This window comes from Rheinheimera pleomorphica, assembly GCF_011634895.1.
Classification (GTDB): Bacteria; Pseudomonadota; Gammaproteobacteria; order Enterobacterales; family Alteromonadaceae; genus Alishewanella; species Alishewanella pleomorphica.
In genome coordinates this window covers 333683-356023 of record NZ_SIRR01000031.1, presented here as the reverse complement: position 1 = coordinate 356023, position 22341 = coordinate 333683, and the positions used below count along the sequence as shown (strand labels likewise).

Annotated in this window: 17 protein-coding genes; 14 read left to right on the top strand and 3 right to left on the bottom strand. The window is 52.2% G+C overall.

The window, feature by feature from the left end; all coding sequences use genetic code 11:
• Positions 1-64: 64 nt before the first annotated feature.
• From cysD to EYB30_RS17900, 12 genes are all read left to right on the top strand, one after another.
• Positions 65-997: a sulfate adenylyltransferase subunit CysD gene (cysD, locus tag EYB30_RS17955; RefSeq protein ID WP_323601816.1), complete on the top strand. Its 933-nt coding sequence runs from the start codon at positions 65-67 to the stop codon at positions 995-997.
• The gene (cysN, locus tag EYB30_RS17950) at positions 997-2406 is read left to right on the top strand and encodes a sulfate adenylyltransferase subunit CysN (RefSeq protein WP_166840826.1); all 1410 of its coding nucleotides are present in this window, start codon (positions 997-999) and stop codon (positions 2404-2406) included. Before cysD ends, cysN begins: the two co-directional genes overlap by 1 nt.
• A gap of 2 nt (positions 2407-2408) precedes the next feature.
• Entirely contained in the window at positions 2409-4136 is a 1728-nt protein-coding gene (locus EYB30_RS17945) for an SLC13 family permease (protein WP_166840824.1), read from the top strand.
• A 17-nt stretch (positions 4137-4153) separates the two neighbouring features.
• Complete coding sequence (cysC, locus tag EYB30_RS17940; RefSeq protein ID WP_241698083.1) at positions 4154-4789, top strand: adenylyl-sulfate kinase; 636 nt, start codon at positions 4154-4156, stop codon at positions 4787-4789.
• Positions 4790-4794: 5 nt separating this feature from the next.
• The gene (locus EYB30_RS17935) at positions 4795-5766 is read left to right on the top strand and encodes a DHH family phosphoesterase (protein WP_166840822.1); all 972 of its coding nucleotides are present in this window, start codon (positions 4795-4797) and stop codon (positions 5764-5766) included.
• Positions 5767-5792: 26 nt separating this feature from the next.
• Positions 5793-6746 (top strand): hypothetical protein, encoded by a 954-nt coding sequence (locus tag EYB30_RS17930; protein WP_166840820.1) that lies wholly within the window; start codon positions 5793-5795, stop codon positions 6744-6746.
• Positions 6747-6850: 104 nt separating this feature from the next.
• Positions 6851-7966, top strand: a complete 1116-nt coding sequence (rfbB, locus tag EYB30_RS17925; protein ID WP_166840818.1) for a dTDP-glucose 4,6-dehydratase — start codon at positions 6851-6853, stop codon at positions 7964-7966.
• Between the two features lie 2 nt (positions 7967-7968).
• On the top strand, positions 7969-8892 hold the full coding sequence (gene rfbD, locus EYB30_RS17920; protein ID WP_166840816.1) for a dTDP-4-dehydrorhamnose reductase: 924 nt from the start codon (positions 7969-7971) through the stop codon (positions 8890-8892).
• The gene (gene rfbA / locus EYB30_RS17915) at positions 8889-9767 is read left to right on the top strand and encodes a glucose-1-phosphate thymidylyltransferase RfbA (protein ID WP_206674682.1); all 879 of its coding nucleotides are present in this window, start codon (positions 8889-8891) and stop codon (positions 9765-9767) included. Before rfbD ends, rfbA begins: the two co-directional genes overlap by 4 nt.
• Before the next feature lie 15 nt (positions 9768-9782).
• Positions 9783-10328: a dTDP-4-dehydrorhamnose 3,5-epimerase gene (gene rfbC / locus EYB30_RS17910; protein ID WP_166840814.1), complete on the top strand. Its 546-nt coding sequence runs from the start codon at positions 9783-9785 to the stop codon at positions 10326-10328.
• Positions 10321-13158, top strand: coding sequence for a glycosyltransferase (locus EYB30_RS17905; protein WP_166840812.1), 2838 nt, complete (start codon positions 10321-10323; stop codon positions 13156-13158). Before rfbC ends, EYB30_RS17905 begins: the two co-directional genes overlap by 8 nt.
• Positions 13145-14371, top strand: a complete 1227-nt coding sequence (locus EYB30_RS17900; RefSeq protein ID WP_166840810.1) for an alginate O-acetyltransferase AlgX-related protein — start codon at positions 13145-13147, stop codon at positions 14369-14371. Before EYB30_RS17905 ends, EYB30_RS17900 begins: the two co-directional genes overlap by 14 nt.
• Before the next feature lie 134 nt (positions 14372-14505).
• On the opposite strand, the gene EYB30_RS17895 is transcribed toward EYB30_RS17900, so the two are convergent.
• Genes EYB30_RS17895 through EYB30_RS17885 form a run of 3 tightly spaced genes read right to left on the bottom strand, consistent with a single transcriptional unit; the run spans position 14506 to position 18775 of the window.
• Complete coding sequence (locus EYB30_RS17895) at positions 14506-16707, bottom strand: glycosyltransferase family 2 protein (protein WP_166840808.1); 2202 nt, start codon at positions 16705-16707, stop codon at positions 14506-14508.
• Positions 16704-17747: a glycosyltransferase family 29 protein gene (locus EYB30_RS17890; protein ID WP_166840806.1), complete on the bottom strand. Its 1044-nt coding sequence runs from the start codon at positions 17745-17747 to the stop codon at positions 16704-16706. Before EYB30_RS17890 ends, EYB30_RS17895 begins: the two co-directional genes overlap by 4 nt.
• Positions 17744-18775 carry a glycosyltransferase family protein gene (locus EYB30_RS17885; protein ID WP_166840804.1) on the bottom strand — a complete coding sequence of 344 codons (1032 nt, stop codon included), beginning with the start codon at positions 18773-18775 and terminating at the stop codon, positions 17744-17746. The genes EYB30_RS17890 and EYB30_RS17885 overlap by 4 nt, the downstream gene beginning before the upstream one ends.
• A 107-nt stretch (positions 18776-18882) precedes the next feature.
• Between EYB30_RS17885 and EYB30_RS17880 the strand changes: the two genes are divergently transcribed.
• Positions 18883-20877 (top strand): capsular polysaccharide biosynthesis protein, encoded by a 1995-nt coding sequence (locus EYB30_RS17880; RefSeq protein WP_166840802.1) that lies wholly within the window; start codon positions 18883-18885, stop codon positions 20875-20877.
• A 39-nt stretch (positions 20878-20916) separates the two neighbouring features.
• Positions 20917-22326 carry an MBL fold metallo-hydrolase RNA specificity domain-containing protein gene (locus EYB30_RS17875; protein ID WP_166840800.1) on the top strand — a complete coding sequence of 470 codons (1410 nt, stop codon included), beginning with the start codon at positions 20917-20919 and terminating at the stop codon, positions 22324-22326.
• Positions 22327-22341 lie beyond the last annotated feature (15 nt).

Sequence of the window (22341 nt, the reverse complement as noted above, 5' to 3'; positions counted from 1 at the left end):
CTAGGGCGCTTTGCAACACTGCAAGTGCGACTTGTGATAAGAGCGCGCTGGCGCTGTCCGTCAGATAGTTTTAAAAGGGATGTCAATGAAAACACAACCGGCTTTTACCCATCTTAAAGCCCTTGAGAACGAATCGATCCAGATCTTCCGCGAAGTGGCGGCCGAGTTTGAAAACCCGGTAATGCTGTACTCGGTTGGTAAGGACTCTTCCGTGTTACTGCACCTGGCGCGTAAGGCGTTTTACCCGGGCAAAATTCCGTTTCCGCTGCTGCATGTAGACACTACCTGGAAATTTAAAGAGATGATTGCCTTTCGCGACGCCATGGCGAAAAAGCATGATTTAGACTTGCTGGTGCATATTAACCCGGAAGGCCTGGCGATGAACGTCGGCCCTTTTAGCCATGGTAGTGCCAAGCACACCGATATTATGAAAACCCAGAGCTTAAAACAGGCGCTGGATAAATATAAATTTGACGCCGCCTTTGGTGGCGCCCGCCGTGACGAGGAAAAATCCCGTGCTAAAGAGCGGGTGTACTCTTTTCGTGACCGGCACCACCGCTGGGACCCGAAAAACCAGCGGCCGGAGCTGTGGAATATCTATAATGGGCGCGTCGATAAGGGTGAAAGTATCCGCGTGTTTCCGCTGTCGAACTGGACTGAGCTGGATATCTGGCAATATATCTATTTAGAGAATATTGAAATTCCGGATTTGTATTTTGCCAAGCCGCGGCCGGTGGTAGAGCGCGATGGCACCCTGATTATGGTTGATGATGAGCGGATGCCGTTAAAAGACGGCGAAAAACCCGAGCTTAAGCATGTGCGTTTTCGCACCCTTGGCTGTTATCCACTGACCGGCGCGGTGGAATCTACAGCGGCCACTTTGCCAGAGATTATTCAGGAAATGTTGCTGACCAAAACCTCAGAGCGTCAGGGTAGGGTGATTGACCACGACAGCAGTGGCTCGATGGAGAAGAAGAAAATGGAGGGGTATTTCTAATGAGTCACGCATCAGAGTTAATTGAACAAGATATTCTGGCCTATTTAAAGCAGCACGAAAACAAGCAGCTGCTGCGCTTTATTACCTGCGGCAGTGTCGATGACGGTAAAAGCACCTTAATAGGCCGTTTACTGCACGACAGTAAAATGATTTTTGAAGACCAGCTGGCCGCCATTACCGAAGACAGCAAAAAAGTGGGCACTCAGGGCAATAAGGTCGATTTGGCACTGCTGGTCGATGGCTTACAATCTGAGCGCGAGCAGGGCATTACTATTGATGTCGCCTACCGTTATTTTTCAACCGATAAGCGTAAATTTATTATTGCCGACACACCGGGCCATGAGCAGTACACCCGCAATATGGCCACCGGTGCCTCAACCTGTGATTTAGCCATTATATTGGTGGATGCGCGCAAAGGTGTGCAAACGCAAACCCGGCGCCACAGCTTTATTTGCTCTTTGCTGGGTATTAAGCATGTGATAGTCGCCATTAATAAAATGGATTTGGTTGACTACTCGCAAACGCGCTACAAAGAAATACAGGAAGATTACTTAAAACTGGCCGGGGCGCTGGATATTCCGGATATCCGCTTTGTGCCGATATCGGCACTGGAAGGCGATAACGTGGTTAACGCCAGTGAAAAGCTAAGCTGGTTCCGTGGTTCGACGTTAATGCAGTATTTAGAAAGCATTGATATTACGCCTCAGGTGGCCAACGATGATTTTCGTTTCCCGGTGCAGCTGGTTAGCCGGCCCAATTCCGATTTTCGTGGCTTTCAGGGCACGGTTGCCTCGGGCAGTGTTGCTGTGGGGGACGCGGTGCGGGTATTGCCCTCAGGTGTGGTCAGTACCGTTAAGCAGCTGATTAGCTTTGATGGTGAGTTAACCGACGCTTTTGCCGGCCAGGCCGTGACGATTACGCTGAATGATGAAGTAGATATCAGCCGCGGCAATATGCTGGTGAAAAAAGATGCGCTGCCACATGTGTCGTCACGGCTGCGTGCCAAGCTGATTTGGATGCATGACAGCCCGATGAAGCCAGAGCGCCAGTACTATATTAAGTTTGCCTGCAAAACGACCACCGGCGAGATAGAAAAACTGCATCATCGTATTGATGTGAATACGCTGGCTGAGAAAGAGGCCGACGTGCTGGCATTAAATGAAATTGGTCTGGTCGATATTAGCCTGACGGAAAACCTGGCCTTTGATGCGTATTTAAAGAACAAGCAGACCGGCGCTTTTATTGTAATTGACCGCCTGAGTAACTTAACCGTAGGTGCTGGCATGGTTGATGCGGCCTTAGTGGCGAGCAGCGAGCCAGAGCAGGAAATTAGCGGCTTGTCGGCCTTTGAGCATGACTTGATTATGCTGCTGCGTAAGCATTTTCCTGAATTGTCAGACAAAGGCTGAGCATGACAGTGTCCGCTTTGGCGCTGCTGGTATTACTGGCAGTGCTGCTGCTGTTGCTGCTGCGCTTTTCGCAGCACTCGGCGGCCGTATTTGGGGCTATGCTGCTATGCCTGTTGGCGGGCGGCCTGGTCAGCACTGCCGATGTATTGCGTAACAGTGCCAATGAGGGCCTGGTAACCCTGGTGCTGCTGGTGCTGATATCCTATGCACTGGAAAAAACCAGCTTACTCAGGCGTTTAGCGCGCTATTTGTTTACCGCGTCGGTAACCGGCTCGGTGTGGCGCACTGTTGGCTTTTCAGCACTGGCGTCGTCAGTGCTGAATAACACTGCGGTGGTGGCGGCCATGTTAAACGCGGTATTAAGCAATGCCAAGGTGGCGCCGTCTAAACTGCTTATTCCGCTGTCGTATGCCGCCATTATGGGCGGCACTCTTACCTTGATTGGCACCTCGACTAACCTGATTGTGCACTCTATGCTTACCGAAACCGGCCATAGCGGCTTTGGCTTTTTTGACTTTACGCTGATAGGGCTGGGGGTGCTAAGCGGTGGCAGTGTGGTGCTGGTGCTGATGACGCGTTTTTTACCCAGTGAGCACAGTAGCAAAGCACAGGTAACCGAGTATTTTCTTGAAGCCAAGCTGTCTGACGATTCGCCGCTGATTGGCCAAACGGTAGAGCAGGCAGGGCTTAGGCATTTAGACGAGCTGTTTCTGGCGGAGATCGTGCGCGGCAATGAACTGATCCGGCCGGTAGCGCGATACGATGTGCTGCGCCGTGGCGATAAACTTATTTTTACCGGCAATGTGCATAAGGTGAATGTGCTAAAGCAGTTTGCCGGTATTAGTTTGTTTGCCGATGATAATGGCCTGGCCACCCAGACATTGACCGAAGTGATTATTAAAGAAGAGTCGGTGTTAAGCGGTAAAAGCTTAAAAAGTAGTGGTTTTCGGGCCCGCTTTGATGCCGCCGTGGTGGCGGTAAGGCGTGACGGTGAGCGGGTAAGTGGTAAACTGGGTGAGCTGCAGTTAAAGGCGGGCGACTTTTTACTGCTGGCCACCGGCGCCGATTTTGCCAGCCGGCATAATATCAGTAAAAACTTTTATGTCCTCTCCGGCATAACACCAGACAATATGCTCAGCGGTTGGCGGGAAAAGCTGACCTGGTGGGGCTTTGGTCTGATGATTGGCGCCAGTGTGATAACCGGTGTGACATTGTTGCAAAGCGCGATATTTTTTCTGGCGGCACTGCTGTTTAGCGGTTGTTTAACGGTAAATGAGATTAAACGCCGCTTCCCGATTGAAATTTGGCTGATAGTCGGCAGTGCGTTAAGCATTGCCACCGCGATGAGCAATAGCGGGCTGGCGCAGGTAATAAGCAACTTTGCCGCCGATGCGCTGGCCGGCCAGGCGCCGATGCTGACCTTTATCGGCATATTTTTGCTCACCTATTTGCTGACTGAGCTGATTACCAATAATGCCGCTGCCGCCTTAATGTTTCCTATTGCTTACAGTATGGCGCAGGGTTTGGGGGTGGATGTGATGCCGATGGTGATGGCTGTTGCCTTTGCCGCCTCGGCCAGCTTTATTACACCTTATGGCTATCAGACTAACTTAATGGTATTTAACGCTGGCAATTATCGCTTAAAGCACTTTTTGCTGGTGGGAACGCCGGTGGCGCTTAGCTATATCGTGCTGAGTATCTTGCTGATACCGTTAGTATTTCCGTTTTAACTTCAGGGCTTTACCTAGTGGCTAATGTAATTGACAGTGCAATAAACAGTAACAATATCGTCTGGCATAATGCTGCCGTAACAGCGGCAGAGCGCCGAGCCATGCATGGCCATAACCCCTGCGTGCTGTGGTACACCGGCTTATCGGGCTCGGGTAAGTCAACCATTGCCAACGCGGTAGACCGGCTGTTGTTTGAACGCGGCTGCCATACCTATTTGCTGGACGGCGACAATGTGCGCCATGGCTTAAACCGGGATCTGGGCTTTGATGATGCGGCCCGGGTAGAGAATATCCGCCGTATTAGCGAAGTCAGCCGTCTGATGCTGGATGCCGGTTTGATTGTCGGCACGGCGTTTATTTCGCCTTTTATTGCCGACCGGGCACAGGCCCGTGCATTGATTGGCCCACATTTTATTGAAGTCTTTATTGATACCCCGCTGGCAGAGTGCGAAAAACGTGATCCCAAAGGTTTGTACCAAAAAGCCCGGGCCGGGGAAATTAAGCACTTTACCGGCATCAGCTCACCTTATGAAGCGCCCCAAAAGCCCGAGCTGCACCTTAAAACGACCGAGCTGACTATTGCCGGCGCCGCAGCACAGGTGCTTACTTATCTGGAGCAACGGCAGATCATTTGTGCGCTGGATATGGAGTAAAAACAATGCATATTGATGTTTTTAACGGCGATGCCGACGGCATTTTTTCGCTTATTCAGCTGCGTAAAGTTAAGCCTGTCGAAGCAGAGCAACAAGTCCTGATAACCGGAGTAAAGCGCGACATCAGCCTGGTAAAGCAAATTAGTGCTGAGCAGGCCCGGGGTGCGGCGATAACGGTGCTGGATATTTCATTTGATAAAAATAACACGGCACTACAGCCGCTGTTAGCGCTTTCAGATTCGGTGTTTTATTGTGATCACCATCAGGCGAAAAGCGTATTTTCGCATCCTAAACTGACTGCGCTGATTGATACAGCGCCGACAGTGTGTACTGCGTTACTGATTAACCAGTATTTAGACAATGCCCAGCCGCTGTGGGCAGTGACTGCGGCGTTTGGTGATGGTTTGGATAAACCGGCTATAGCGCTGGCGCAGCAGCTGGGCTTGACGGGTGAGCAACAAGCGCAGTTAAAGCAGCTGGGTATGTTGGTTAACTACAACGGCTATGGCGCCTGCGAAGCCGATTTACACTTTGCGCCTGCGGCCTTGTATCAGCAGTTAATGACATACGACACGCCTTTTGCGGTGATTGCCGATGCACAGTCGCCTTTTGCTGTACTAAAAGCTGGCTATGACGCTGATTTAGCTAAGGCCCGGGCTTGCCAGCCGCTGCGCGACGATGCTGCGGTGCTGGCGGTGCAACTGGACAATGCGCCCTGGGCGGCACGTATCAGTGGCAGTTACGGTAATATCCTGGCGGCAGAAAACCCGGATAAAGCCGTGGTCATCGCCAGCAGTAATGCCGATGGCAGTTTAACCATTAGCTTACGGGCACCGAAGAATAACCCACGCGGCGCCGCCGATATCTGTAGCCAGTTTCCGACCGGCGGCGGCCGTGAAGGCGCGGCTGGGGTCAATGCCTTAGCGCCGTCAGAGCTTGCACGCTTTATTGACTGTGCGGTTCGGTTTTACAGTTAGCGTTACAAATTCGACTAAGGGTGTTTATGAAGTTTTTGCTGCCAGTTGACTCTCGTGTAAATAATACTCAGGGCTTTATCACATTAGATACCGAAAACCAGCAACTGACAGACTACCCTCTAGAAGAACAGCTGCGCTTTAATCGTAGCGGTTTTCGCGGTGGCTGTATCGTTAACGATGTTATCTATGTTTGTAATTCTTTCTCGGTCAAAGCGTACCGTGTGGTGCAGACTAATACTGATTGGGACTTCACCTTATTATGGCAGCTGCAACTTCCGGAATGGCTAATGGGCCGGGCGGCGAACGCCGATTTGCATACTGTCTTTTTTGACCAGAACAAGCAGGTTCTGCTGGTGGCGAATTCCTATATGGATGCGCTGGATATGATTTCGTTGGATGGCAGGTTTTTGCAACGTCAGTTTCTGTGGGAAATGTCTGACAGTGTGCTGCAGCTTGTTACCAAACGTGATGCTGCAGCGCCGGATTTATGTCATTTTAATCATATAGCCCAAGCGTTTGGCGAAACATTTTTAACCTTGGGTAATCTTAACGCTACAGGACGAGGTGCGGTATTACACAAAGAGTCTGGTAAGCTGGTGATTGACGACCTGGAGCGGCCTCATGATGGGGTATTCTGGAATAATGAATTTTGGATCACCGAAACGTCGGCATACAGGTTAAGAGTGTACACCGATATTTATGCTGTGGAAGATTTTGAAGGTGCTGATTTCAGGATTATTGATTTGTCACATATAGTAAGTGACAACAATAAATTCTGGTGCCGTGGGCTGTATATTACTGCAGATAAGGTTTACCTGGGATGTAGTCAGTTTCAGGATCGCAAAAAGGATAACCCGTTAATGCCGCCATCGCATATTCTGGAAATTGAAAAGTCCAGTGGCAAGGTTATAAACCGTTTCGATATTCCCGGCTCGTCACTACTCAGTCGACCTGTATTGTTTAGCTTGTTGCGTTATTGAGCTGGCACCGAAGCATTAGCGCAACGGCTTGGGCGATATATAAGCGACAACAGAGCTAACCCTATGACTATGAGTAATTTTGGCGTGAAAAATTGAACAATACCATGCTTTTACAAAAGGTTTTTTTAATCACCGGCGGTGCCGGTTTTATCGGCTCGGCCGTGGTGCGGCATCTCATTAATGACACTGAGTATAAGGTGGTCAATGTTGACAAGTTGACCTATGCCGGTAATTTGCATTCACTTAAAAGCGTGGCAGGATCGACGCGTTATCAGTTTGAGCAGGCTGATATTTGTGATGCGCCGGCTATGGCGGCACTTTTTGCTAAGTACCAGCCTGATGTGGTGATGCACTTAGCGGCTGAAAGCCATGTTGACCGTTCGATTAACGGCCCGGGTGATTTTATTCAGACCAATATCGTTGGCACCTACACCTTATTAGAGGCTGCCCGGGCTTATTGGGCAGGCCTTTATGGTGATAAAAAGGCGGCGTTTCGTTTTCATCATATTTCTACCGATGAAGTGTATGGCGATTTACATGGCACCGACGACCTATTTACTGAAAGCACACCTTATGCACCGAGCAGCCCGTATTCAGCCAGTAAGGCCGGCTCGGATCATTTAGTACGTGCCTGGCTACGCACCTTTGGTTTGCCAACGGTTGTGACCAACTGCTCAAATAACTATGGCCCTTATCACTTCCCGGAAAAGCTGATCCCGCTCATGATTTTAAACGCTTTAGCGGGCAAGCCGTTGCCGGTATATGGCGATGGCAAGCAAATACGCGACTGGCTGTATGTTGAAGACCATGCCCGCGCCCTGGTTAAAGTGGCAACGCAAGGCGCAGTAGGTGAAACCTATAATATTGGCGGCCACAACGAAATGCAGAATATCGAGGTGGTGAAAACTATCTGTAGCATCTTGGACGAGTTAGCGCCGATGCATAAGCGTGGTGTCCCATTCAATACTCAACAGCCGGGCGCAATGATGCGCCCCTACAGTCAATGTTACGAAAGTTTAATCACTTTCGTTGAAGACCGGCCAGGCCATGATGTGCGCTATGCGATTGATGCTGGCAAAATTCAGCGCGAGCTGGGCTGGGTGCCAGAGGAAAGCTTTGAAAGCGGCTTGCGTAAAACCGTACAGTGGTATTTAGATAACCCTAGCTGGTGGCAGGCTATTTTAGATGGCAGCTATCAGCGCACTGCCAGCCAGGAATAACGATGCGTAATATCATCTTACTGGCCCCAACGGGCCAGGTCGGTTTTGAAGTGGCGCGTGCAGTAGCCCCGCTGGGGCGCTTGCATACGCTAAGTCGCAATGAGGTCGATTTTGCCGACACGCAAGCCGTGGTGGCTAAGGTGTCAAAGCGTCAGCCGGACATTATTATTAATGCTGCTGCCTGGACGGCAGTAGATAAAGCGCAAACCGAGCCTGCAGCGGCCGCGTTAATGAATGCGACCTTGCCCGCAGCGCTGGCGACAGTGGCGCAGCAGCATGACGCCTGGCTGGTGCATTACTCCAGCGATTATGTTTATCCCGGTACAGGTGATGCACCCTGGCAGGAAACCGATAGTACAGGCCCGTTGTCTGTGTATGGCGAAACTAAGCTGGCGGGTGATGCCGCAATTATGCAGCACTGCGCCAGGCACTTAATTTTTCGTACCAGCTGGGTATATGCTGCGCGCGGTAATAACTTTATGCGCACTATGCTAAAACTGGCACAAAGCCGCGAGGCACTCAGTGTGGTGGCCGATCAGGTGGGTGCGCCAACACCGGCACGTTTAATTGCCCAGGTAACGGCACTGGCATTGCAGCAGCTGCTGTTAACGCCGGCAGATCAGGCAGCAGCTTATGCCGGTGTATACCATTTAGCGCCACAGGGCTATTGCAGCTGGTATGACTTTGCGGCAGAAATTTTTTCCCTGGCACGGGTGCAAGGCATGGCATTGGCACTTAAGCCGGGGCAATTTAAAGCGATAACCAGCGCTGAGTACCCGACAGCCGCGCAGCGGCCATTGAACTCGCGGTTAAATGTAGCCAAACTTGAGCACACTTTTAAACTGCAACTGCCAAGCTGGCAGCAGCAACTGGCGTTAACCTTTGCTGAGTTAATAGCAGATAATTCTGATGGAATATTACGATGATGCGCAAAGGTATAGTGCTAGCCGGCGGCTCCGGCACCAGGTTGTATCCGATAACGCTGGGTGTGTCAAAGCAGCAGCTGCCGGTTTATGACAAGCCAATGATTTACTATCCGATATCGGTGCTTATGCTGGCCGGTATTAAAGATATTTTAATTATCTCAACGCCAGAGGACTTACCCGGTTTTAAAAAGCTGCTGGGCAGTGGCAGCCAGTTTGGCGTCAGGTTTGACTACGCTGAGCAGCCATCGCCGGATGGTTTGGCACAAGCCTTTATTATTGGCGAAGACTTTATTGGCACTGATGCGGTGTGTATGGTGCTGGGCGATAATATTTTTCATGGCCAGGGCTTTTCTGCACAGTTAAAGCAGGCGGCAGAGCAAACGACAGGCGCGACCTTGTTTGGCTATCCGGTAAATGATGCTGAACGTTTTGGGGTGGTGGAATTTAATGCCAGTGGCAAGGCCATTTCAATAGAAGAAAAACCCAGACAGCCGAAGTCAAACTATGCGGTAACCGGTCTGTATTTTTATGACAATGATGTGGTGGAGATTGCCAAAGCAGTTAAGCCCTCAGCGCGCGGCGAGCTGGAAATTACCAGTGTGAATAATGCTTACCTTGAGCGCGGTGATTTAACAGTGCAAAAGCTTGGCCGGGGTTTTGCCTGGTTAGATACCGGTACCCATGACAGCTTGCTGGAGGCCAGCAGCTATGTGCAAACCATAGAGCACCGCCAGGGGTTAAAAGTGGCCTGCCTGGAAGAAATTGCCTGGCGTAATGGTTGGATCTGCGATGCGCAGTTACAGCAGCAGGGCAATAGCTTTAGTAAAACCCAGTATGGTCAGTATTTACTGATGCTGCTGCAACAGGGTAAGTAGAGCAGGATCTATGTTATGAAATATCAACGGCTAGCTATTCCGGATGTGGTGTTGTTAACACCAAAAATACTGGGTGATGCACGCGGCTTTTTTATGGAAACCTTCCGCCAGGACGAGTTTGTTAAGCACTGTGGTAATTACCAGTTTGTGCAGGATAACCACTCCAGCTCAGGCCTGGGTATTTTACGTGGCTTGCATTATCAGCATAAGCAGCCGCAGGGCAAGCTGGTGCGGGTAACCCAAGGTGAGGTGTTCGACGTAGCGGTAGATATGCGCCAGAGCTCGCCAACTTTTGGCAAATGGGTAGGCGAGGTGTTAAGCGACACTAATAAACGCATGCTGTGGGTGCCGCCGGGTTTTGCTCATGGTTTTCTGGTGACTAGCGACATGGCAGAGTTTCAGTATAAGTGTACTGACTACTACGCGCCCGGTGATGAATATGCGCTGCGCTGGGACGACCCGACAGTCGGCATAGCGTGGCCGTTAACGGCCGGGGCACCGGTGCTGTCGGCTAAAGATAGCGCCGCGCGTAGCTTTAAAGACTGCCCCTGGTATGACTGAGTTACAGCCATTATTTGATGCTGCCTGGTATCTGGCACAATATGACGATGTTGCCCGCGCCGGTGTGGATCCATGGCAGCATTATCTGGCACATGGCCGTTTTGAGGGCCGTTATCCCTGTGCTTTAGCGCCGCTGCAGCTGGAAACCCGGCTATGGCAGGCCACAACACCTGAGCCGGTAATCGCAGAACTTACGACAATGCTAAGTGCAGCCGCCCCCTTAGAGGCGGCGTTGGCAGCTTGGGTGCTGGCGCGCTGGCAAGGTAGTTTTGCACGCTGGCAGCAGGTGTTGCCGCTAACCAAGCGTTACCTGCAACAGCCACTGGCGCTGCAGATTATTGGCCATCAGGGGCCATTTTTGCTGGCGTTTTCTGCCTGTTACTACAGCGATAGTATGCAAAGCGCCCGTGCGCTGTTGCAAGATGCGCGCTGGCCGCCATCTGTGGATAAGGCGTTGGCGGCGTCTATGTTGATGTCCGATAAGGAAAAACTACAGGCGTTAACGGCTGTTTATCAGGACAACGGGCTGGCCGGGTTAAACTGCACGGATAACAACGTTAGGCTGGACAGCTTATACAGCAGAGTGAGCCTGCCTTTTCACCAGCGCTGGCACCAACGTATTAGTGCTGTGCCTTTGGTTGCTATACCCTGGCTTTCTGTACCCTTAGTTTCTGTAATAGTACCTTGCTATAACGCGGCAACCACCTTGCCGTGCGCGCTTCGCAGCCTGCTGGCGCAAAGCTGGCGCAATCTGGAAATCTTGGTGGCAGATGATGCGTCAACCGACGATTCGGCCGCTGTAGTACGTGCTTTTGCGGCGCAAGATAAGCGGGTAAAGCTGCTCCGGCTGACGCAAAATAGTGGTGCCTATGCTGCACGTAATCTGGCGCTGGCACAGGCCAAAGGCCATTTTATTACCTGTCATGATGCCGATGACTGGTCGCACCCGGAGAAAATTGCGCGGCAGGTACATGCACTGAAACAACACCCTGAGGCTATGGCGTCGGTGTCACACTGGGTGCGCTGTGATGCAAGGCTGCAGTTTCAGCGTTGGCGTGCTGAAGACGCCTGGGTACACCGCAATGTGTCATCACTGTTGTTCCGCCGTCAGGTGCGGGACAGGCTGGGTTATTGGGACCTGGTCAGTGTGAATGCCGATACCGAGTATTATTACCGGATTAAACAGCGCTTTGGCGCGCACAGTATTACTGAGGTGCTACCCGGGGTGCCACTGGCCTTTGGCCGGGTGGATGCGCAGTCGTTAAGCCAGCACAGCCAGACCCATTTACGTACGCAATATAGTGGCGTGCGTAAGCAGTATATGGATGCGGCTTTCGCCTGGCAACAGCAGGCAGGCAATGAAGGCTTGTATCTTAGCGCGGCACCTGGGCAGCGGCCCTTTGCCGTACCGATGATGATTTGCCGCGGCGAAGATGCTGCGCGTTTACACAATAAAACGCTATTGATACAGGCGGCTGATGCCTTTGATGCCAGCTGGTATTTGCAGCGTTACCCTGACATTGCCGCAGCAGGGGTAGATGCGCTGCAACATTATTTATTGCATGGTGAAACCGAAGGGCGGGACCCTTCGCCGCTGTTTAGTAGCTCAGGTTATCGTTATGCTGCTAATTTGGCTGACGGCGAACCGGCACTGCTAAGTGCGATTGCGGCCGGTGTTAATACTAAGCAGCCACTGCAGGTAGCAGGAAAACTGCCATCAGATAGCCGCACCCCTGACACGCATCTGATGCTTTTTAGCCATGCGACCAGTGGCGGCCAGTTTGGTGCCGAGCGCAGCTTTATAGATGTACTGGCCGCGCTGCAGGGCACAGGTTACCGGCTGACGGTGGTGCTGCCCGGCGCGCAAAACGCAGAGTATGTCGATACAGTGCGACAGTACTGCCATTCTGTGTTGTTGCTACCTTATAGCTGGTGGCAATATCAGCGGCCTGTACAGCGCGCGCAGGTAGCGTATCTAACCGCTTTTATGCAGCAACAACAGGTTAAACTGGTGTATGTAAATACGTTGGTGCTGTATGAGCCTTTGCTGGCTGCCCGCGCCGCCGCTGTGTCGTCGGTAGTGCACGTGCGCGAATTATTGCAGCATGATGCTGGCCTGTGTCAGGTGTTGCACGCGACAGCAGAGCAGGCCCGGCAGCACTTGCTTGAAAGTGCTGATCAGTTTATTGCTAACTCTGCAGTGGTGGCAGATTGGCTGGATGAGCCCAAACGCTGCAGCGTGATTGCCAACGCGGTAACCCTGGCAGAGGTGGCGCCGATGCCTGCTGGTGAGCGGCTGCGGGTGGCGATGTTAAGCAGTAATCTGGCGAAAAAAGGCCTGGCAGATTTTATCCGTCTGGCGCAAAGTGCTGCACGCCAGCAGCTGCCGCTGGATTTTTACCTGTTTGGCCCCCACAGTGCTGATTTAGAGCAGGCTGTCGCTCGTGGTGAGCTGGCGGCCAATGTGCAGCTTTGTGGTTATGTTGCCAAACCTGAGCAAGCCCTGGCGCAGGTGGATGTGGTGCTGAATTTATCGCACTTTCAGGAGTCGTTTGGTCGCACCGTGCTTGAAGCAATGCAAGCGGCCAGAGCCGTGGTGGCTTACGAGTGGGGCGCTTTGCCTGAGTTGGTGTTGCCTGGCTGTGGCTTTTTAGTACCTTATAAAGACATTAACGCGGTGGAGCAGGTGTTGTTGCGTTTACACACCGACAGAGCCTTGCTAAAGCAAACTGCGCTGCAGGCCAGTCGTTATGCCAGAGCGCAGTTTTCGCTACAACGGCTGGGGCAGGGGTTAACGGCGTTATTTAGGAAACATTTTGACGAACTATAACATTAAGCTTGATAAACAGGCGCAGCAGCAGGGGCCAGTTAAGCGCTGGTGGCTGGATTTTCCTGTGGCTGACAGCCCGGCAACGCTGGTTGAGTTAACTGAAACAGGCTTGCTGTTTCAAGGCTGGGTGTTGCTGGAGCGGCCCTTTGCAGTGCAGCTGTATGTTAAGCAAGGCGCGCTACGCTGCTGCTTTGCGCTGGATAAACCCAGGCCGGATGTGGTGCAGGTGATTTTAAAGCAGGATGCGACTAACCACCCGCAGCGCCAGTGTGGCTTTCGCTTTACACTGCCAATGCAAGCGGCTGATTTTGAGTTGGGTGTTTTACATGATGGTATTGAATACCCGTTGTGTATCGGCCATATTAGCGGGCCTTTTAAGGTGCTGCAGGGCAAAGACGGCTGGCTGTTTTTAGATAACGATACCAACAAAAGCGTAGAGCAATTTACCGGAAAATTGCTGCTGGACAACGCGGCAAAGCAGGGGTGGCAACAGTTTATGCAGGCCCTGGTGCAGCAAAGCGCCGCGCAGGGCTGCAAACATGTATTGCTGCTGGCACCGGCGAAGGAAGCCGTGTATGCGCAGTTTCATCCGTATCAAAAAGCCAGGCTTACGCCGGTAGATCAGGTGTTGGCGCTGGCACCGCCGGCACTAACTCTGTGTTATCCGCAGCAGACACTCAGCACTAGCCCACGGCGCAGCTTTCGTTTGACCGATACCCATTGGTCGCCCTATGGCGCTATGCTGGCCAGTATTGACGTCGCCAAAGCATTCGGCTTAGATGCTGAAGCGATAACAGCGTTGTTTGCCCGGGATAACTACCGCGACGTGCTGGCGGGAGGCGATTTAGGGAATAAGATGTTCCCGCCGCAGCGCGCAACAGAGCAGCTGCTGAAAAGTTTTTCTTATCGCAAGTATGTTACTGAAGATAACGGCCTGGCTAATTTTGGCCGTACTATGGTGCTGCACTACGATGCCGCGTTAATAGACGCACATTTGGTGATTTTTGGCGCCTCGTCCAGTTATTCGATGCTGGATTATCTGTGTCGTATATTTAGCCGTATTACCCTGATGCACACTGCTGGTAATGTCGACCCTACCGTGTTAAACACGCTGGCAGCGGACTATTTGCTGTGCCAGACCAATGCCCGTTATGTGGTGCGCGCGCCCGTCGCCGATTACAACCTGGCACAGGTGATAGCGGCAAAACAGTAGGGGGAAATCTCCCCCCGGCCCCCTCTTTACGAAAGAGGGGGAGGAAAAGCGGTAGGGGTGCATTATTGCACCCTATCTTTTAAGCCTCCCTTGAGTAAAGGGAGGTTTGGAGGGATTTGCAATTGACGATATTGTTAATCAATATCAATACTAAAATCTTCCCGTAGCCGGGTTAGATGAGGGCTGTAGCAGGGATCGTGTTTGATGATCTGCGCCCATTTTTGCTGCATGTAGGCGATTTCCTGCTGCTCGCGTTGTTTTTTCTCCGGTGTGTCCTCTTTACCGCGGCTTTTCGACTCGAAGTGGTATAACTCGGCGCGCGGTGTCCACAGGTTGCGATAACCGGCTTGCTGCACTTTTAAACACAAATCGACATCGTTAAAGGCGACGGTAAGGTGAGTTTCGTCCAGGCCGCCGACTTGCTCAAACACACTTTTACGCAGTAGCAGGCAGGCTGCAGTGACGGCTGACAGGTTTTGCACGCTTTTTAGCCGCTGCTGATAGCCGTTGGCGTAGCGGTCATAGTTTTTGTGTGAATGACCGGCCAGGCCCCATAAGCCGAGGATGACACCAGCGTGCTGAATACTGTTGTCAAAGTAATACAGCTTAGCGCCAACACAGCCAATGTGTGGCCGGATGGCATGTTGTACCATTTCGGTCAGCCAGGTGTTATTGATAACTTCGGTGTCGTTATTTAGCAGGCATAGTAGCTCGCCACTGGCTTTGCTGGCGCCAAAGTTATTGATAGCAGAATAGTTAAAAGGGTGGTCGTATTTAATCACCTGTACTTTGTCATGAGCACTGATGGTATTAAACCACGCCAGGGTGGCTGCTTGCTGGCTCTGATTATCCAGTATGATAATTTCAAAATTCGGATAGTGCGTTTTTTGCAATACGCTGTTGACGCAGTTGCGGGTGATATCAAGCGCGTCCCGGGTGGGAATAAGAATGCTGACCTTAGGCAGCGGGCGTGGAATGCGGTAGCGCACGTTAAAACGGTTACTGTTGGCGATGGGGTTAACGCTTAGTACTGCACTGCCTTCACGTGCCGCCAATTGCTGCAGATATAATGCAGCTTGATCGCAGGTGTACTGATTGTAACGCTGGCGCTGGTTTTTTTGCGCTATATGTAACAGCACTAAGGGTAAGTGCCGTATTTGCCGGGCCAGATTGTCGCCGGGCAGCGCCAGTAGTGCTTGTAATAACAGCAGATAATGATGTTGCTGCCACCAGTGGTGCATGCTGTGGGCCGGGGCGGCTTGCTGTTGTAAGCCCTGCTGCAATATATCGGAACGTACCATATAAGCGCTGCCAATATAGTTTTGGCTTAGCAGCAAGTCTGGGTTCCAGTCTGGTTTAAAGTGTGGCGCAATCCGCTGCTGACTGGTGTTTAAGCTATCATGATCGCAGTACAGTAGCGCTACTGGCTGTGCGGCAAACTCTGCGGCAAAAACCTGTAACGCTTGTGGATGCAGGCAGTCACCTTCTTGTAGCAGCATGCTGTAGCTGTGTGGGGCTAAGGCTAAGCTGGCGTTGTCGGCCAGCAGTATGATGCGGCGGTCGCTGGCGATAAGCTGTTGTAACTCCTCTGTCAGGGTATTGGCAGCACTGCACAGGTATAACTGCCATTGGCGGTGTTGCTGCGCCAGGACACTGTGAATACTCAGCAATAACTGCTGCGGCTCGGCTTTAGCGCGCAGCAACAGGCAAAAGTGAATGTTATGCTGTTGTGCCTGCGGGTAGGCAGCCAGAAGCTGCGGCTCTTTGGTTTGCCGCCAGTAGCTGTAAGGTTCGCAGCTGATAAGCTGATGCGCCAGCAGGGGCTGATATTCGCGTACCAGCTTGGCCAGAGCGATGTCGACGCCACTGCGTTTACTGCGGGCGCGGCTGATGCGATAAATATAACTCCAGCTTTGACCGGCGGCTTTGTGGCGCCGCGATACTTGAGCCAGCATGTAAAACCAGGCTTTGGCGCGGCTGATTGGCCGCACTACCACGCTAAAACGGGCGTTTTGGGATGGTGTCGGTAGCTTATGCCATTGCAGTGTCAGGCGTCGCAATGGGTTGTGGCGCAAAAAAACCAGCGCCAGCTTATTGCGACTCTCGGGCAGTAAGTCTGCACCGTGTGGGTTGTGGTTTTGTTTGACAAATAGCTGTTGCTGCGCCAGCAGTTGTCTGGCGGCATCATTTTGCGCAACCAACACCAAGCGATACCAGCCGGGCGGCTGATCGGTGTTCGCTGTCAGCGATACGCTGTAACCGCCTGCTTTGCCTTGTTGCCAGATTGAGCCTTTAAGCTGCAGTGCGAGGGTAGGGAGATGGCTTTGTTCTGTCATGGGCCTGAGTTTTGCTCTGTTCTGTCGTTGTGTAGCTGTCGCCACTGTTGTAACAGCTGATGTTCTGCCAGCCAGTTATGGCGGCTAACCGCCTGATGAGCCGGGGCGGCATAATGATATTGGCCGCTTGCCGTAGTATGGCCAAAACCGGCCAGTTGCAAGACACTTTTAGGTTGCGCCTCGTTTTGCCGGCTGTTGTTGTGCAGAACACTATAGCCGAGAATGCTGGCAATATACTGCGCCGTTAATAGGCCGGCACTGGGTGGCGCTGCCAGTTGCCTTACCAGCTTGCGCCAGTGTACTAACCCAATGCTAAGTAGTTGCATGTCCGGGCGGGTGCAGCATTGTGGCCAGCGCTGTTGCTGCCATACCATATCCGGGCCACTGACCAGACACCACTGAACAGCAGAGGGCGCCTGACCACGAAAATCCGGCGCCATTACCCAGACGTTGCATTTACGGCCACTGTCGCAATATTGGGTGTGTTCACTGTGAAACTGATTAAAGCGGATCACGATATCGGCTGCATCAATAGCCGTACCCAGCAGACTACCGTTAAGTGTCGGGCTGTTACCCACCAGCACCACACTGCCTGCCTGTTGCAGGTATTGGCTAAACTGGGTATGCCAGCGATGCTGTTCTGATCGCCAGTGTCTGACCTGGCGCTGGTAACGCCGGGGCACGGCTGCAGTGGTCACCGCACCACCGCTGTCATGCTGGTGTTCGGCCAGCAAATTACGACATTGACGCAGGCGATGACCATATAATTTATGCCAGATGCGCCGGGGCCAGAGTGCTATAAAACGCTGTAATATGTTGGCTTTGTTCGCGCTAAGCGGGTAGCCCAGCGCGCGGCGAAACAGCAGGTAGGCCAGGTAGTCATGGCCCTTGCCACTTTGCAGCCACAACTTACGAAACAGCCATAAGGTGGCCAGATTGTAATGGCCGGCACGGCTTTGCGAGCTTGCCTGGGCACGCAACTGCTGACAGCTAAGCTGCTGACAATAGTTTGGTCGTTGACAAAAAGGGGCGTGCTTCATGCGGCGTAGATAAACTGCAGCAGGTGCTGCGCTTGCTGGTCAACATTGGCGGTAGCGAGCAGGCGCTGGCGTAATTGCCTGCTTTGCAACGCATAGTAGTCTGGTTTTGTTAATGCGCAAAGTGTATCAAACCACTGGTTGTCATTGTGCGCCAGTAGCGCGCCGCAATGGCTTAAACGCTGCATGTCGGCAATCGGGCTGGCGACAGTGGGGGCATTAAAATAGGCTGCCTCGATCGCTTTTAGCGCCGACTTATGCTGATTAAATTCGGTATTTTCCAGTGGTGCCAGATTAATGCTGCTTTGTGCTACATGATGTGCGTAATCGGCAAAGGGCTGTTTATCATGAATGAATAATTGGCCCGGGCGGCAGCTAAGCTGGCAGTTAAGATGGCCGGTAATGTGCAGCTGCGCCTGCGGGTACTGCTGTAAAAATGCTGTTAGTGGCGCCGCTATGCTGGCAAAATCACGGTCATGGCTGCGGGTGCCGGGGAAATACGTCAGCCGCAGCGGGCGCTCAGCACTTGGTTCGCGGTGTTGATACCAGCTTTGATGCACAGTGTTAGGCAGCGTTAATATCCGGGCTGAGGCGTACTGTTGTTGCAGTTTTTCTGCCAGCGGGGCGGTAGAGGTGCTGATAAGATCAAAGTTGGCCAGGGCTTTAGCATTAGCGCTGAAGTTTTTTAGCGTTTGCGCCAGACTCACTTGTTGGTTGATTACGCCGGGGCTGACCGGGGCATACTGGCTGGAAAAAATTAAATCATCAATATCAGCCAATAGCTTAACACCGCGTTTGCGTAGTTTTTTTACCAGCCAGTTAAAGCCAAAGCGGTAGCTGGGACGATGGAAAATAATGACGTCGTACTGTGCGCGGGATGACAATTGTGTATAGTGCAGCAGGCTGGTGTGATGGCCCTGCGCCGTTAATGCCAGTGCCAGATTTTCGCAACGATAGATAAACGAAGGGTCTTGCATAAACCGTTGCGGGTTTTTATTGCAGGCGACAAAAGCAAAGCGAAGTAAATTCAAAACAGTTCCCGGGCCGGTATTTAGCGGCAAATTGTAAACAATACTGCAGCAGAATAACAATGCTTGCGAAGGCTGCAGCGTAAATAAGCATAAAAGGAGCCAAGGGCGTGGCGTTTTCGGGTACCCGGCTGAGCTATTCTACTACAGCAACATTGCTCAGTTCATCTGCTGCTTTGGCGGCTATTCCACACTTAACCACCTTACTGGGCGCAGCGGCGATTAAACAACAACGTTGGCCGTTTGGTACTGCTGAGGCCGCTGCAGTGCTGGCCTGGGGGCGAAAACCCTCAGCAGTAAAAGCCGGGCAGCTGGCAAGCAGGCTTAAGTTGCCGTTATTACGCCTGGAAGATGGTTTTTTACGCTCGGTGGGGTTGGGCAGTCAGACACCACCTTTATCCGTCGTGTTAGATGATGTAGGCATTTATTATGATGCAACAGCGCCGTCACGGCTGGAGCAGCTGGTATGTCGGGATTTAACGGCGAAACAACAACAACGGGCGCGTGATCTGGTGCAGTTGTGGCAGCGCCTGGCGCTGTCAAAATATAACCACAGCCCGGATTATCAACCTGCCACCTCAGAGCCTTACGTGTTGGTGGTGGATCAAACCTTTGGCGATGCTGCCATTGCTTTTGGTATGGCCGATCAGGCGGCGTTTAGCCAGATGTTACTAACGGCGTTGGCACGCTACCCTGAGCACAAGCTGTTGCTAAAAATTCACCCCGATGTGTTTGCCGGTAAAAAGCGCGGCTATTTCTCTGAGCTGGATGCGGCAACCCGGGCGCGGGTAACTATTTTAGCCAAAGACGTACACCCGGCCGGGCTGTTGCAGCACGCTGAGGCGGTATTTTGTGTTACCTCACAAATGGGGTTTGAAGCCTTGTTATGGCAAAAGCCGGTATTTACCTTTGGTATGCCGTTTTATGCTGGTTGGGGCTTAACCACTGACGCACAAAATGCGCCGGCGCGGCGCAGCAAGGTGACGCTGGAGCAGCTGGTATATGCGGCTTTGGTCGCCTATCCGCGTTATATTGACCCCGAAACCGGGCAATGCTGCGAGGTGGAGCAACTGATGCAGTGGCTGGCATTGCAGCGCCTAGAGCGCAACCGTTTTGACCGACCGTTATACTTGGCGACACCACCGCGCTGGAAAAAAGCTATCTTTAAGCGCTTTCTTCAAGGTGCAGATTTACGTTTTGTCGGCAAAGGCATGCCACCTGCCAGCGATGGTTATCAGGTTGTTTGGGGGGCACAGAGCGGAGAAAATAAGCTGCGGGTAGAAGATGGTTTTATCCGCTCTGTTGGCTTAGGCGCAGATTTAACTCAACCGGCATCCTGGGTACTGGATGATGTAGGCATGTACTATGATGCCCGTTCGCCGTCACTACTGGAAAATATCCTGTCACAACATCAGTTTACTGACGCTGAGCGCGAGCGCTCGACGGCATTGATTGACCGTTTGCTGACGTTAAAAATGACTAAATATAATATTGGTAGCCAGAGCTGGCAGCGGCCGGCAGCAAACAGGGTGCTGCTGGTGCCCGGTCAGGTTGAGTCTGATGCTTCTATTCGTTACGGCTCGCCGGTGCTTAAGACTAATCTGGCCTTGTTACAAGCGGTAAGGGCGGCTAACCCCACAGCTTATGTCGTGTATAAACCGCACCCGGATGTGCAGGCCGGTTTGCGTATTGCCGGTCAGGCAGATTGCGGCGCTGCGGCACAGTACTGCAATGAGGTTATTGCCAATGTCGATATGGCGCACTTACTGAGCCAGGTTGATGAAGTGCATACGCTAACCTCACTGACCGGCTTTGAAGCCTTGTTGCGCGGTGTAACAGTGGTGTGTTACGGCCAGCCGTTTTATGCCGGTTGGGGGCTGACAACAGATATATATCCGCTGCCACGCCGGCAGCGCAAACTGTTGCTAAGCGAGTTGGTGGCAGCTAGTCTGATTCTGTACCCCAGCTACATCAGCGCGACGACCGGTTGCTTTACCACGCCGGAGCGGGTGTTATTGGAGTTGCAGCAGCAACGCAGCGCTTACCGGGGACTGACTGTCAGACGGCGGCTAATGCGCTTATTACAGCGCTGCTGGCGTTTTTAAGGCGCAAAAATCTCGCCCCGGCCATCAAAAGGACTTTTTATGGCGTTATATGTTAAACCGCAATTTATTCACCACGGCGCTGTAGATGGCGTGACCGGCTCTTGTCATGAATACCGCTTAGCGGCTGATTACGGCCTGTTAATTGACTGCGGTTTGTTTCAGGGCGCTGAAGTGTCGAGCTCGGGGGCAGCCGGCGCGCCGCAAATTGGTTTTGATATTAGTCATATTAAAGCCTTGATTGTCACCCATGTGCATATTGATCATGTCGGACGGATACCCTATTTGCTGGCCGCAGGTTTTGGCGGCCCTATCTATTGTACCCAGGCGTCGGCCACGTTATTGCCGCTGGTATTGGAAGATGCGGTAAAAATGGGTATTAGCCGCGATGCAACATTAGTTAACGGCTTTTTAGCGCGGCTGCGCCGTCAACTCGTGCCTTGTGCTTTCAATAGCTGGATAGCTTTGCCGGCGCTTGCCGGTGGTGCGGCTAAGCTGCGCTTTCAACCTGCCGGCCATATTTTAGGTTCGGCCTATGTTGAGCTTAAGCACAATACGCCGCTAAAAAACGGTTATAAAACGGTGTTTTCCGGCGACTTAGGCGCTCCCTATGCACCGTTGTTGCCAGCGCCTAAGTCACCTTATGCCGCCGATGAGGTCGTGATTGAAAGCACCTATGGCGACAGAGTACACGGTGACAGACGCAGCCGGATTAAACGTTTAGAACAGGTGCTTTTGCACTCACTTAACGATAACGGCACTGTGTTGTTTCCGGCCTTTAGTATTGGCCGCACCCAGGAGTTGTTGTATGAGCTGGAAGCTATTATTCATCGCCTGCGCGGGCAGAAAATTCATCAGCATTTGCGCTGGGACCAGCTACAAATTATTGTCGACTCGCCGCTGGCAGCCCGCTTTAATAAAGCTTATGACGCGCTAAAGCCGCATTGGGATGCTGAAGCACGCAACCGGCTCAAACAAGGCCGCCATCCGCTGAGCTTTGAGCAATTACATACTATCGATGGCCATGACCAGCATTTGGCGCTGGTGCAGTTTTTAGCCCAAAGCCGCCAGCCGGCGATAGTCATTGCTGCCAGTGGTATGTGCGAAGGCGGCCGGGTGGTAAATTATTTAAAAGCCTTATTGGCGGACAACGCGCACCAGGTGGTGTTTGTTGGTTATCAGGCGCGCGGTACGCTTGGCGCAGCAATACAAACTCATGGGCCACAAAGCGGCTATGTCGACATTGACGGTGAGCGCATCCAGATAGCGGCGGAAATTATCACATTAAGCGGTTATTCAGCCCATGCTGATAAAACAGGCTTAATTAACTTTGTTGCCCGTATGCGACGCAAACCAGAGCAAGTGCGGATAGTGCATGGCGATAATAGTGCTAAACAGGCGCTACAGAGTGCTTTTTTAGCATTGGGGATTAATGCTATTATTGCCAGCTGATTTTAGTTATTTTAG